We start from the raw sequence: 12,327 nt of genomic DNA, 5'->3' as shown, positions 1-12,327 counted from the left end.
ACACCGGTTCCTCGACAAACAGGATATCGTAGTGTTCCGCCAGACGGGTCATCAGGTGCTGTGGGCGCTGGAAAACGAAGTCCCAACGGAGGTGGCAAAACACGATCAAGGTCGGCATATTCAATTCATTTCGCCTTCGGGGCGCTATAGTTGTTGGCAAAGCCTGGCAGGTTTTTCTCTCAGTGCCAGTCCCCGGAAACGCGTATCAGCGCACCGGACCCCCGAATCGTAACATGCAAATTTCCCAATATTTTCATTTATGCATTGCAATATTTTTAATGGGAAATATTGCAACCAGATGTTACACGGCGCTCTCATAGAGGAGCGCTGACGGTCGGGTGAACTTGTGTAGGGCGCTTCCTACATCCATACAAGAAGAACCACTACGAAAAGTCAACGCGTTTTTTACCGTCCTCGAGCATGAAAATGCCCCGGAAACGACCCGAGGCAATCCACGCAATGCGCGGTTTTCATTCTGGGAAGCGTGCGCCGGACAGGGCAGCCCGCGGCCCTGCGGCTACTGTCGAGGTAGTAGGAAAGCGGCCCATACCCAACCCATCCGCCCCGCCCTACTCCGGCTGGTAGGGTTCGGCGCCTTCCGGGTGGCCGTCCTCGCTGAAGCCCTCGGCGATGGATACGCCTTCCAGGCCGAGCGAGAGCAGCGCGTCGCACAGGTTGTCGATCTCGGCCCCGAGGTCGGCGGCGAGGTCGACCGGACTGTCGACACTGCCCCAGGGGCTGCCGCCGTCGAGCGCGTAGAGGTTGATGCGCAGGGTGATGTGTTCGCCGCCGTCGAGCGGCGCCACCGCGGCGTGCACGCGGTCGGGCGCCAGGTCCTTCTCGCTCAGGGTGCGCGCCACGTCCGACAGGATGCCCAGCGTCGTCAGCTCGCTCACCCCCTGCTCCTTGGCGCCGTAGAACAGGTCCTGGTACAGGAAGTCGACGTGGATCGCGTCCGGGTCGGCAGCCAGCAGGCGGCGCACCAGGGGCGCCGCGCCCCGGGTCCAGGCACGGTAGCGCTCCTCGCGTGCGGCGTACCAGGCATCGGCGCCGGCTTCGTCGCCCGGCACCGCATAGAAGGGGTCGTCCGTGCGCTTGAGCGAGAAGCCCAGCAGGAAGCGCAGTTCCAGCGCCGACTCGTCGGGCGCGAAGCGTTCGCCGGTCCAGCCGCGGATGCTGGCTTCGATGGTCGGCGCCGGCTGCAGTTTCTTCTCTAACAGCGAAGCCGCCGCTTCGCGCAGCATCTCCTGCAGGGTCGAGTACGAGATGTGGTCGATCTCGGCCAGGTCGTAGGCGTGCTGCAGCAGCACCAGCTTGCCGCCGGCGCTCTCCAGCCCGGCCGGATGGAAGCTGTTGGCGAGCAGCTCGAAGGCCTCGGCGTCCTGGAAGCCCTGCCCCTCCTGCAGGCCGCCCGGGCTGCGCACGAACAGCGGGATCAGGAAGGCGTCGATCTCGTATTCGCTGCCGTCGTCGCGGCGCAGGCGCAGGTTGGCGGCTTCTTCCTCGATGCGCCCGCGCAGCAGGCGGCAGGCTTCCGGATCGGTGTAGCGCGCCAGCTCGATCGCCTCGTACAGCGCTTCGTCGCGCTTCTTGCGCAGCAGCTTGCGCACGGAGACCAGCAGTTCTTCCTCGCGTTCGTCGGCACTGCCAAAGCCGGGCGCTTCCTCGCGCTCGGCAATGGCCAGGGCCAGGTCGGCCAGTTCCTGGGCCAGGTGTGCAGTGTCCGGCTCGCGCGGGTTGTTCGAGGTACGGGGCAGCGGGCGCTTATTCTTGGGCATGAACGTGTTTCTGTAATGTTGGAGATGCCATGTTAGCGCATTGTCATGGGGGCGCGCGCACCCTGTTCCCAGTGTTATGCTTCAGCCAAGACAACCTGGGAGCCCCCGATGCTCGACCGATTCTTCAAGCTCACCCAAAGCGGCACGGACGTGCGCACCGAACTGCTGGCCGGCCTGACCACCTTCCTGACGATGGTGTACATCATCTTCGTCAATCCCTCGATCCTGGGGGATGCGGGCATGCCCAAGGAGTCGGTGTTCGTCGCCACCTGCCTGGTGGCCGCCCTCGGCACCGCGGTGATGGGCCTGTACGCCAACTACCCGATCGCGATGGCGCCCGGGATGGGCCTGAACGCCTACTTCGCCTATGCGGTGGTGCTGGGCATGGGCGTGGCCTGGCCGGCGGCGCTGGGCGCGGTGTTCATCTCGGGCTGCCTGTTCATCCTGGTCTCCCTGCTCGGCCTGCGCGGCATGATCGTCAACGGCATCCCGAAATCGATGCGGGTCGCGATCACGGTCGGCCTGGGCATGTTCCTGGCCCTGATCGCGCTGAAGAACGCCGGCATCGTGGTGGCCAGCGAACCGACCCTGGTCAAGGCCGGCGACCTGCACAAGCCGGAAGCGGTCATGGCCATCGTCGGCTTCTTCGCCATCGTCGCGCTCGACCGCCTGCGGGTAAAGGGCGCGATCCTGATCGGGATCGTGCTGGTGACAGTGCTGTCCTTCTTCTTCGGCGGGAATACCTACAAGGGCGTGTTCTCGGCCCCGCCCTCGATCTCCCCCACCCTGCTGCAGCTCGACATCCAGGGTGCGTTATCAGTCGGCATCCTGAACGTGGTGCTGGTGTTCTTCCTGGTCGAGCTGTTCGACGCCACCGGCACCCTGATGGGCGTGGCGCGCCGCGCCGGCCTGCTGGTCGAGGGCAAGATGGATCGCCTCAACAAGGCCCTGCTGGCCGACAGCGGCGCCATCGTGGCCGGCAGCGTGCTGGGCACCTCGAGCACCACCGCCTACCTGGAGAGCGCTTCCGGGGTGCAGGCGGGCGGGCGCACCGGCCTCACCGCGCTGACGGTGGCGGTGCTGTTCCTGGCCTGCCTGTTCATCGCGCCGCTGGCCGGCGTGGTCCCGGCCTATGCCACCGCGCCAGCGCTACTGTTCGTGGCCTGCCTGATGCTGTCCGACCTGGGCGAAGTCGAATGGGGCGATTCGACGGAGAGCATCCCGGCCGCCGTGACGGCCCTGGTGATGCCCTTCACCTTCTCGATCGCGGAAGGCATCGCTTTCGGCTTCATCAGCTACGCCGTGCTCAAGCTGCTCACCGGCCGCGCGCGCGAGGTGGCGCCGGTGGTGTGGGTGATTGCCGCGCTGTTCACATTCAAGATCGTCTATATCGGCACGTAGGGTGGGCGGGTTCCCCGCCCACGCCGTGACAGGCAGCAGCTCGCCGCGTGGGTGGCAAAGCCGCCCACCCTACGATAAATGTGTCGGAAAGCATCGTTTCCTGCCGTCTTTGCGTTACAATGTCGCGCATCTTGTCGGCAACACGATGCTTATGAAACCTCTCCGCTTCCTGGCACTCTGCGCGCCCCTCAGTCTGAGCTTCCCCGGCCTGGCCCTGGCCGAGATCGACATGCCGCCCGTCGGCGACGTGCATGCACCACTTTCCGTGAGCCGGCCCCAGCTTGCCGAAGGCGCCTGGTTCACCTCGGCGGAACTGGGCGCCATCACGACCTCGGGCAACACCACCGGCACCTCGGTCACGGGCAAGATCGACGCCCGCCATGAGACGGCGCACTGGAGCCACGAATTCATCGTGAGCGGCTTCTTCAAGGAAGACGAATACGAGGACGACGAGGGCAACATCGAGCGCAGTAAATCAGCCGAGCGCTTCGCCGCCTCGGCCAAGGCCTCGCTCAAGCTGCTGGGCGAAGGCCGACGCGCCTTCGTGATCGGCTCGCACGTCATCGACCGCTTCGGCGCCTACACCCGCTATTCCTCCTTCGCGGTCGGTCATGGATCGCAGTGGCTCAACAACGGCACCCAGACCCTCGACGTCGAGATCGGCCCGGGCTATTTCGCGGGCGAGCGCGCCACCGGTGAAGAAGAAAGCGGCCTGACGGTGCGCGGCGCGGCCCAGTTCCGCTGGCGCGTCAGCCCTTCGGCATTCTTTGCTCAGACCGTCAGCGTCGAGAAAGGCACCTCGAATACCCGCTCGGTCGCCGAGGCCTCGCTCAGCACCAAGATCAATTCGACGATGCAGATGAAGGCCGGCTTCAGCGCCCGCAACGACACCAGCGTCACGCCCGGCAAGAAGAACACGGATACCCAGACCTCGCTGACGATGGTCTATTCGTTCTGAGCCCGCGCCGCGCTCACAGGCCGTAGCCGCCGCCGGTCTTCGTGAAGGCATTGATCCCGGCCGCCATGGCCGTGATCATCGCCCGCTCGGCGGCGGACAAGTGCGGGTGCCAGATATCGAAGATCAGCACCGCGCGCAGTTCCCCGCTGTCGTTCCAGGCTTCGTGTTCGATCGTGTCGTCGAACACCCAGGCCTTCCCCACTTCCCATTCGCGAACTTCGTTCCCGACCCGGAACCCGCATCCCGGCGGCACCACCAGCGGCAGGTGCGTCACCAGGCGCACGTTGCTCACGCCCGTATGCGGCGGAATCCGGGTGCGCGGCTTCAGGATCGAGAACATCGCGCTCGGGGTGCGGCCGGGCTGGTCGGGCTGGGGCGCGCGCGCCAAGAGATCCATCGTGCGCGGGCAGCGCGCTGCGTTCTCCTCCACCGGCCCACCGTTGTCGATCAGGCGGAAGGCGCTCCAGTCCAGGTTGCGGTTCAGCTGGGCCCATTGGGCCAGCGGCTGGTCGTCCGAATAGTTGATATAGGGCGTGAAGCCATCCTGCCCGGTCATCACGCCCAGCAGCTCGTCGCGGATCGCGCCGGTCGCCGCCTCGAACTCGTCGAGCCAGGGAAAGTCTTCGCGCTCGAAGAAGGCCGTGGGCGCCAGGCCCAGGTAATGGAACAGCTGCGGCTGGGGATCGTAGCGGCGCTTGCGGCCGGTCATCACGTCCACCGATTCGCGGAAACGGCGCAGTTCGCGGCTGCCGTGCTCGCCACCGAGTTCGCGGTAGAACGGTGTCAGGTAATCGTCGAGGAAGGCGCCGAACTCGCGCTGGTAGGCCTCATGCCAGTCGAGCGCTTCGCGCACCGCCGGCTGCAGGTCGGGCGCAATCGTGTGCAGCGGCGGCGCCACCGCCGCCACCGCGGCGCAGGCGCCGGCCGCCTCCTGGCGCCGCCCCTGGCGGATGCACAGGCGGCTGCGCAGCACCAGGGCCACCAAGTCATACGGGTCGATCGTCAGGGCGCCGCGAATCGCCGCTTCTTCCGAAGCTTCGTCGCCCATCGCCAGGCAGACCACGGACAGGTTCAGCCACTGCTGCACCTCGCGTCCGTCGACCGTGACCAGACGATCGAGCAGCTTGCGGGCCTGCGCCAGGTCGCCACCCTGGAAAGCCAGGTGCGAAAGCGAGCGCAGTGCGCGCGGGTGGTCGGGGGCGCGCCCCAGGATGCTTTGCCATAACTGGCCGGCGCGGCGCGCGTCGCCCCGGGAGGAAGCCTGCTGCGCTTCGCGTTCGAGCGCTGCGATCTGCTGGAGGTCTGCCTGCTGCATGATTTCCCAAATGCATATGTATCGAAGCATTTTGGTACAAGCATATGCATTCCCGCAAGCAGTATTTACACCTCCGCGCGCGTTGGTTTGCCGCCGACCGCCAGCAAGGCCAGCAGACTGAGCAGCGCAGCCGCCGTCAGGTAGTAGCCGACCCAGGCGAGGCCATGGTTGGTGGCCAACCACATCGCGATATACGGGGCCAGCGACGCGCCCAGGATCCCGGCGAAATTGAAGGTCAGCGACGCCCCCGTATAGCGGACCTCGGCCGGGAACAGCTCGGCCAGCAGGGTGCCCAGCGGGCCATAGGTGAAGCCGACCAGGCACATGCCGAGCACCATGAAGCTGCCCACCGCCACCAGGGTGCCGGCGCCGAAGAGCGGCCCGAACAGCAGCCCGAACAGGGCGATCGCGCCGCTGACCAGGATCATCGCCGTGCGCCGCCCGTGGCGGTCGGCCAGCAGGGCCGAGGGCGGGATGGTCAGGCCGAAGAACACCACGGCGACCAGCTGCAGGGTCAGGAACTGCTGGCGCGAGAAACCGAGCTTGGTCGTGCCCCAGCTCAGCGCGAACACCGTCATCAGGTAGAACACCACGAAGGTGGCCAGCGCAATGATGGTGCCGAGCACCAGGGCGCGCCGGTGCTCGCGCAGCACCGCCAGCACCGGCACCTTGACCCGGTGGCCGCGGTCCAGCACCTTCTGGAAGTCCGGCGTTTCGGTGATTTTCAGGCGCACATACAGGCCCACCAGCACCAGCAGTGCGCTGGCAAGGAAGGGAATGCGCCAGCCGTAGCTGAAGAAATCCTCGTCCGGCATCAGCTGGCCCAGCAGCAGGAATGTGCCGCCCGACAGGAAGAAGCCGATCGGGGCGCCCAGCTGCGGGAACATGCCGTACCAGGCGCGCTTGCCCGGCGGCGCGTTCTCGGTCGCCAGCAGCACCGCCCCGCCCCACTCGCCGCCCAGGCCCAGGCCCTGGCCGAAGCGGCACAGGGCCAGCAGCAGCGGCGCCAAGGTGCCGATCGAGGCGTAGGTCGGCAGCAGGCCGATCAGGACGGTGGAGATGCCCATCGTGAGCAGGGCTGCCACCAGGGTGGCTTTGCGGCCGATGCGGTCGCCGAAGTGGCCGAACACGGCCGAGCCCACCGGGCGCGCGAAGAAGGCGATGGCAAAGGTGGCCAGCGACTGCAGCGTGGCGGCGGCCGGGTCGGCGGCCGGGAAGAACAGCCGCGGAAACACCAGCACCGCGGCGGTGGCATAGATATAAAAGTCGTAGAACTCGATGGTGGTGCCGATCAGGCTCGCGAACAGGACGGTGCGCGGCTTGTTGGCGGGTACGTGGCTTGCTGGACCGGTCATGCTGCACCGGCCTGGGCCAGCGCCACGCGCACTTCGTCGCTCGACACCGGGCGCACCACGCGCGCCACTTCCTGGCCGTCCTTCAGTACGACCACGGTCGGCCACAGCTTGATGCGGAAGGAGCGTCCGAGCGGCCGGCCCGGGCCGTCTTCCACCTTCAGGTGGCGCACAGCCCCGTTGCCGGATACGGCCTCGTCGATCAGGGGCTCGGCGGCGCGGCAGTAGCCGCACCAGTTGGCGCCGAAATCGAGCATCACGGTGCCCGGCATGGCGTCGACGGCGCTGCGCTCGGGCTGGGCGGTTTCATAGGGTGCGGACATGCGGGTCTCCTCCTCTTGTTGCCGGTATGGTGTTGATATTGCAAGCGTACCTCAAAAAGTTGCCACTGGCACGGCCCTGCGGGTCGATTCCTGGTCGATAAGCGCCTCTTACGTGAAACACCGTACGGAACACTTCGGTCGGGGCTGGCACTCTGGCCTCAGGTAAATGTGAACAAGGAGACAATCATGTCTGACAACCTGCAAAACCGTGGCTCGCAAGACCGTGCCCGCATCAATGTCAACGAGGAATGGGAAGTGCGCCACTGGACCGAAGCCCTGGGCGTGAGCAAGGAAGAGCTGGAACGCGCCGTCAAGCAGGTCGGCCCGAGCGCTGAAGCCGTGCGCGAGCACCTGAAGCGTCACTGATCCACGGGCCGCATGGCCCGCGCCGGGGCCTGCACTGCAGGTCCCGGTCCGCAGCACCCGCTTCGCCCGTCTTTCCGCGAACCTGCTCAACCCAGGTCCGCGTCATTGCAGCACCGCCACCGGTGCGGCTGCACCCGTGCGCCGCCTGCCGCATGCCCCACCCGTCTTTTCCGGCACGCGCGGCCGGCGCCGGCCCGTTACAGGAGTCCGGTTTGAATAATTTCTACGCAAACATCCACAATTTCTTCGCCTCGCTCGACATCACGCTGGCGAACGCCTTGTTCGCGCTCGGCGCGGCCCTGGCCAGCTATACGCTCATGCACGGCGGCCTGATCCTGTTCCGGCGCCGCCTGGGACGCCTGAGCGAAGACCGCCGGCACGGCACCCTGGCCCAGATCCTGAGCAAGACCCTGGCGCGCACCGGCACCCTGGCCATCATCGCCACTGCCATCCTGATCGGCCTGTCGGTGCTGGACCTGCCCGAACCCTGGAATACGCGCCTGAGCCACTTGTGGTTCTTCACGCTCGGCATCCAGATCGCCATGTTCCTGCACCGCGCCGTGAAAATCGGCTCGCGCCGCTATTTCCTCACCCACGGCCGCAAGCCGGGTGGCGTCGACCAGCAGGTCACCGTCGCGCATACGGTCGTGATCTGGCTGCTGCAGACCACGGTCTGGGTGGTGTTCGTGCTGGCCATGCTGTCCAACCTCGGCATCAATGTCACCACCTTCATCGCCAGCCTCGGCATCGGCGGCGTGGCGATCGCGCTGGCGGTGCAAAACATCCTGGGCGACCTGTTCGCCTCGATGTCGATCGCGGTCGACAAGCCCTTCGAGGTGGGCGACTCGATCACGGTCGACGACTTTTCAGGCACGGTCGAGCACGTGGGCCTGAAGACGACTCGCGTGCGCGCCTTGGGCGGCGAACAGATCATCATCGCGAATGCGGAACTGCTGCGCCAAACCGTCTACAACTACCGCCGCATGACGACGCGTCGGATCCAGTTCACACTGCGCGCCAGCCCGACCACCCCGCGCGAGCTGGCCGCGCGCGTGCCGCAATTGCTGGGCGAGATCATCGGCAAGCGTGACAAGGTGCGCTTCGACCGCGCCCACCTCAAGACGGTGGACCAGAACTGGATCGAGTACGAGATTGTCTACACCATGCTCGACGTCGACTACAACCTGTACATGGACACCCAGCAGGCAATCAACCTCGACGCCATGCAGATGTTCGAGGAGCTCGGCATCTCGACGGCGCCGCGCGCCCAGCACGTGCTGCTGCAGGAAGCGCCGGACGGGCGCGGGGTGCGCAGCACCGAGTCGGCCGCGAACGAAGACGCGCGCGGCGACACCCAGCCACGCTACGTGAAACACTGACACGGAAGGAAACACGATGAACCAGCCGAAGCAGCAACAGCAACCGCCGGGTCTTGAATCGCAGCTGAACCCGAAGGCCGACCATGGCGAAACCAGCTATGTCGGCTCGGGCAAGCTGAAGGACAAGGCAACGGTCATCACGGGCGGCGACAGCGGCATCGGTCGCGCCGTCGCCCTCGCCTTTGCACGCGAAGGCGCGGACGTCCTGATCGCCTACCTCAACGAGCACGAGGATGCAAAGGAGACCGCGCGCCTGGTCGAGGAAGCGGGACGCAAGGCGGTGCTGGTGCCGGGCGACCTGGCCGACGCCGCCCACTGCCGCGCCATCGTGGAACGCGCGGTGCAGGAATTCGGCCGCATCGACGTGCTGGTCAACAATGCCGCGTTCCAGATGACCCACGACTCGATCGAGGAAATCCCGGACGAGGAATGGGACTACACCTTCAAGGTGAACATCACAGCCATGTTCCACATCTGCAAGGCGGCGGTGCGGCACATGCCGCCGGGTTCGTCGATCATCAACACCACCTCGATCAATTCGGACAACCCGAGGCCGACCCTGCTGGCCTACGCCACCACCAAGGGCGCGATCGCCAACTTCACCGCCGGCCTGGCCCAGCTGCTGGCGGAGAAAGGTATCCGCGTCAATTCCGTGGCGCCAGGGCCGATCTGGACGCCCCTGATTCCGGCCACCATGCCGCCCGACCAGGTGGAAAGCTTCGGCCAGCAGGTGCCGATGAAGCGGCCCGGCCAGCCAGCGGAAGTGGCCCCGGTCTACGTGCTGCTGGCCTCGAACCAGGCCAGCTACATCTCGGGTGCGCGCATCGCCGTTACCGGAGGCACGCCGATCCTGTAGTTCCACGGGCGTGGATGAAGAAAGCCAAGCGCAGGGGTGGCGCTTCTGATAAGCTTGCCCCCATTGCCATTTCACAATGGCGGCCCTTGAGTTTGCCGATCCAATGCCCGCATGAAAACCCGCACCTACCTGTTTCTGATGGCGGCCGCCATCCTGGTTCCGGTGGCGCTCGCGTTCTGGATCGGCGTGTCCATGCTGCTCGACTGGGAGCGCGAGTCGCGCATCCACCGGGTGCAGGAAACGGCCCGAGCCACCGCCCTGCTCGTTGACCGCGAGATCGCCGTCAAGGAAGCGCTGCTGCGCGTCATCGCCAATTCCGAAGCGCTGTCTGAACAAAATTATCCGCGCGTGTACCGGCTGGCGACCCGCCTGAACGAAGGCGAAGCGCTGTCCTGGACCACGCTGGTCGACGAAAACAAACAGGTCATCTTCAATACCTTGCGCCCCTTCGGCACGCCGCTGAAAGGCTCCAACCTCGGCTTCGTGGACCAGGTGCTCGGCGACGGGAAGCCCCGCGTCACCAACTACTTCGTCGGCTCCACTTCGCAGCGCGGCGTGGTGTCGGTCGACATGCCGTCCGCCCCCGGCGCAGGTACGCGCCACGTGGTAAGCCAGATCTTCGACGCCCGCTACTTCGAGCGCGTGTTCGCCAGCAGCGCGCTCGACCCGAGCTGGCTGGTCGGGGTCTTCGACGCCAAGGGCATTGCCATCGCACGCAACCATGGCGCCCAGGCGGCCGGCAAGCCCATGCATCCTGACATGCGCACCGCGGCCCTGCATGCCGGCAGCGGCGTGCTGCGCCACACCACCCACGAAGGTACCGAGGTCTACGGCGTGTACACGCGCGCGGCGGTGAGCGGCTGGACCGTCGTGATCGGCGTGCCGGTGGCCGACATCGAAGCGGCCGCTCGTACCGCCGCCACCTATGCCACCGTGGCCCTGGTCCTCCTGATGGGCATGGCGGTCCTGATCGCCACCTTCTTCGGCAACAAGCTCTCGGCCGCCCTGCAGCAGGCCGGCAGCGTCGCCAATTCGCTGGCGCGCGGCGCCATCGCGCGGCCGCGTCCGACCAAGGTTGACGAAGTCGACGCCCTGCTCGACGGCCTGCACTTCACCAGCGAAGCCCTGGTGCGCGAGAGCACGGCTCGGCAGGCCCTGCAGCACGAGCGCGAACAGCTCCTGCTGAGCGAGCAGCGCGCCCGGCGCAGCGCCGAGGCCCAGAGCCGCGCCAAGGACAATTTTCTGGCCATGCTGGGCCACGAGCTGCGCAATCCGCTGGCCGCAATCTCCGGCGCCATGAGCGTGCTCGAGATGCCGAACGTCAAGCCGGAACTGGCCGCCAATGCGCGCGAGATCAGCCGGCGCCAGATGCGCCACCTGACCCGCATCGTGGACGACCTGCTCGACGTCCAGCGCATCCTGTCCGGCAAGATCGTGCTGCAGCGCGCCCCGGTCGACCTGGCCGAGGTCCTGCGCGCCTGCGTCGAAGCCAAGCGCCTGGTCGACGCCGGCAACCACCAGTGGGAAGTCGCGCTGGCCCCAAGCTGGGTCGACGGCGACCGGACCCGCCTCGAACAGATCGTCGACAACCTGCTGCACAACGCCATCAAGTACACCCCGGTCGGCGGCAGCATCGCGGTCCGCTGCAGCGTCGTGGACGGCAGGCAGGTCATGGTGGAAGTCAGCGACACCGGCGTCGGCCTCGCGCCCGAACTGCTGCCGGTGATCTTCGACGTGCTGGTGCAGGGCCCGACCAGCATCGACCGCGCCCAGGGCGGTCTCGGCCTCGGCCTGGCTCTCGTCAAGGAACTCAGCGCGCTGCACGGCGGCAAGGTCGCCGTCCACAGCGCCGGCCATGGCAAGGGCTGTACCTTCACCGTGGTGTTTCCGCTGCGCGAGGCAGCGGGCGCCGGCGGCCCCCATCCCGTTACTGCCCAGCCGACGCTCGACCCGGCCTGAAGCGCGCGCCAAGCGCGCGGGCTGGGAATCCGTGTACCCGCCCATATCTGTACGGTATTCGGGCACATAGGGACCAGGCACCATGCGAAGCCTTCTGCGCAGTCTATTGCTGGCCGTCATACTCCTCGCCGCCTGGGGCCTGCTCGGCCCCTGGCTGCGTCACGCCGTGTATGCGATGCGTCTCACCGCGATGCCGGCGCCCAGCGTGCTGGCCATGCCGGTCTCCGGCGTGCGTCCCAGGCAGCTGCGCGACACCTGGCATGCGAGTCGCAGCGAGGGGCGCCGTCACGAAGGGATCGACATCTTTGCGAAGCGCGGCACCGCGGTGCAGGCCGCCACCGAAGGCATTGTGCTGCGGGTGGGATCGAACCGCCTCGGCGGCCAGGTGGTATGGGTGCTGGGACCGGGCGGGCAACGCCACTACTACGCCCACCTCGACCGCTACTCCGACGTGGCGCCCGGCATGCGGGTGGAGAAGGGTCGGGTGCTGGGCTATGTCGGCAATACCGGCAACGCCAGGACCACGCCGCCGCACCTGCACTATGGCGTCTACGGCATGGATGGCGCGGTCAATCCCTACCCCTTGCTCAAGGACGGACCGGCGCAACACTGATAGACGCGAGAACTCGGCTTTCAGCGA

Annotated in this window: 11 protein-coding genes; 7 read left to right on the top strand and 4 right to left on the bottom strand. The window is 66.6% G+C overall.

The genetic code is table 11. The features are described 5' to 3' along the window. Positions 1-569 precede the first annotated feature (569 nt). Positions 570-1,778, bottom strand: coding sequence for a hypothetical protein (locus tag LK539_RS23835; RefSeq protein WP_227803560.1), 1,209 nt, complete (start codon positions 1,776-1,778; stop codon positions 570-572). A gap of 108 nt (positions 1,779-1,886) precedes the next feature. On the opposite strand from LK539_RS23835, the gene LK539_RS23830 reads away from it, so the two are divergent. After that, positions 1,887-3,179 (top strand): NCS2 family permease, encoded by a 1,293-nt coding sequence (locus LK539_RS23830; protein WP_227803559.1) that lies wholly within the window; start codon positions 1,887-1,889, stop codon positions 3,177-3,179. A 151-nt stretch (positions 3,180-3,330) separates the two neighbouring features. Beyond that, complete coding sequence (locus tag LK539_RS23825; RefSeq protein WP_227803558.1) at positions 3,331-4,137, top strand: YdiY family protein; 807 nt, start codon at positions 3,331-3,333, stop codon at positions 4,135-4,137. Between the two features lie 13 nt (positions 4,138-4,150). On the opposite strand, the gene LK539_RS23820 is transcribed toward LK539_RS23825, so the two are convergent. From LK539_RS23820 to LK539_RS23810, 3 genes are all read right to left on the bottom strand, one after another. Beyond that, on the bottom strand, positions 4,151-5,452 hold the full coding sequence (locus LK539_RS23820; RefSeq protein ID WP_227803557.1) for an aspartyl/asparaginyl beta-hydroxylase domain-containing protein: 1,302 nt from the start codon (positions 5,450-5,452) through the stop codon (positions 4,151-4,153). A 65-nt stretch (positions 5,453-5,517) separates the two neighbouring features. After that, positions 5,518-6,807 (bottom strand): MFS transporter, encoded by a 1,290-nt coding sequence (locus LK539_RS23815; RefSeq protein WP_227803556.1) that lies wholly within the window; start codon positions 6,805-6,807, stop codon positions 5,518-5,520. Further along, the gene (locus LK539_RS23810; protein WP_227803555.1) at positions 6,804-7,127 is read right to left on the bottom strand and encodes a thioredoxin family protein; all 324 of its coding nucleotides are present in this window, start codon (positions 7,125-7,127) and stop codon (positions 6,804-6,806) included. The genes LK539_RS23815 and LK539_RS23810 overlap by 4 nt, the downstream gene beginning before the upstream one ends. Before the next feature lie 186 nt (positions 7,128-7,313). Here LK539_RS23810 and LK539_RS23805 point away from each other — a divergent pair, with 186 nt between their 5' ends. The 5 genes from LK539_RS23805 (at position 7,314) to LK539_RS23785 (ending at position 12,300) form a co-directional block, all read left to right on the top strand. Next, positions 7,314-7,493: a DUF3606 domain-containing protein gene (locus LK539_RS23805; protein WP_227803554.1), complete on the top strand. Its 180-nt coding sequence runs from the start codon at positions 7,314-7,316 to the stop codon at positions 7,491-7,493. 212 nt (positions 7,494-7,705) lie between these two features. After that, positions 7,706-8,872 carry a mechanosensitive ion channel family protein gene (locus LK539_RS23800; RefSeq protein ID WP_227803553.1) on the top strand — a complete coding sequence of 389 codons (1,167 nt, stop codon included), beginning with the start codon at positions 7,706-7,708 and terminating at the stop codon, positions 8,870-8,872. A 16-nt stretch (positions 8,873-8,888) separates the two neighbouring features. After that, positions 8,889-9,728 carry an SDR family oxidoreductase gene (locus tag LK539_RS23795; protein ID WP_227803552.1) on the top strand — a complete coding sequence of 280 codons (840 nt, stop codon included), beginning with the start codon at positions 8,889-8,891 and terminating at the stop codon, positions 9,726-9,728. A 111-nt stretch (positions 9,729-9,839) separates the two neighbouring features. After that, positions 9,840-11,687, top strand: coding sequence for a sensor histidine kinase (locus LK539_RS23790; RefSeq protein ID WP_227803551.1), 1,848 nt, complete (start codon positions 9,840-9,842; stop codon positions 11,685-11,687). An 82-nt stretch (positions 11,688-11,769) separates the two neighbouring features. Continuing rightward, the gene (locus tag LK539_RS23785; protein WP_227803550.1) at positions 11,770-12,300 is read left to right on the top strand and encodes a M23 family metallopeptidase; all 531 of its coding nucleotides are present in this window, start codon (positions 11,770-11,772) and stop codon (positions 12,298-12,300) included. Positions 12,301-12,327 lie beyond the last annotated feature (27 nt).

It is taken from the genome of Massilia sp. IC2-476 (genome assembly GCF_020707295.1).
Taxonomy (GTDB): Bacteria; Pseudomonadota; Gammaproteobacteria; order Burkholderiales; family Burkholderiaceae_D; genus Telluria.
This window is presented reverse-complemented; position numbering and strand designations above follow the sequence as displayed.

Bases quoted from the DNA above. Each gene is read 5' to 3' on its own strand.
- LK539_RS23815 (WP_227803556.1), bottom strand. From the start codon at position 6,807: ATGACCGGTCCAGCAAGCCACGTACCCGCCAACAAGCCGCGCACCGTC.
- LK539_RS23790 (WP_227803551.1), top strand. From the start codon at position 9,840: ATGAAAACCCGCACCTACCTGTTTCTGATGGCGGCCGCCATCCTGGTT.
- LK539_RS23825 (WP_227803558.1), top strand. From the start codon at position 3,331: ATGAAACCTCTCCGCTTCCTGGCACTCTGCGCGCCCCTCAGTCTGAGC.
- LK539_RS23820 (WP_227803557.1), bottom strand. From the start codon at position 5,452: ATGCAGCAGGCAGACCTCCAGCAGATCGCAGCGCTCGAACGCGAAGCG.
- LK539_RS23795 (WP_227803552.1), top strand. From the start codon at position 8,889: ATGAACCAGCCGAAGCAGCAACAGCAACCGCCGGGTCTTGAATCGCAG.
- LK539_RS23805 (WP_227803554.1), top strand. From the start codon at position 7,314: ATGTCTGACAACCTGCAAAACCGTGGCTCGCAAGACCGTGCCCGCATC.
- LK539_RS23785 (WP_227803550.1), top strand. From the start codon at position 11,770: ATGCGAAGCCTTCTGCGCAGTCTATTGCTGGCCGTCATACTCCTCGCC.
- LK539_RS23830 (WP_227803559.1), top strand. From the start codon at position 1,887: ATGCTCGACCGATTCTTCAAGCTCACCCAAAGCGGCACGGACGTGCGC.
- LK539_RS23810 (WP_227803555.1), bottom strand. From the start codon at position 7,127: ATGTCCGCACCCTATGAAACCGCCCAGCCCGAGCGCAGCGCCGTCGAC.
- LK539_RS23835 (WP_227803560.1), bottom strand. From the start codon at position 1,778: ATGCCCAAGAATAAGCGCCCGCTGCCCCGTACCTCGAACAACCCGCGC.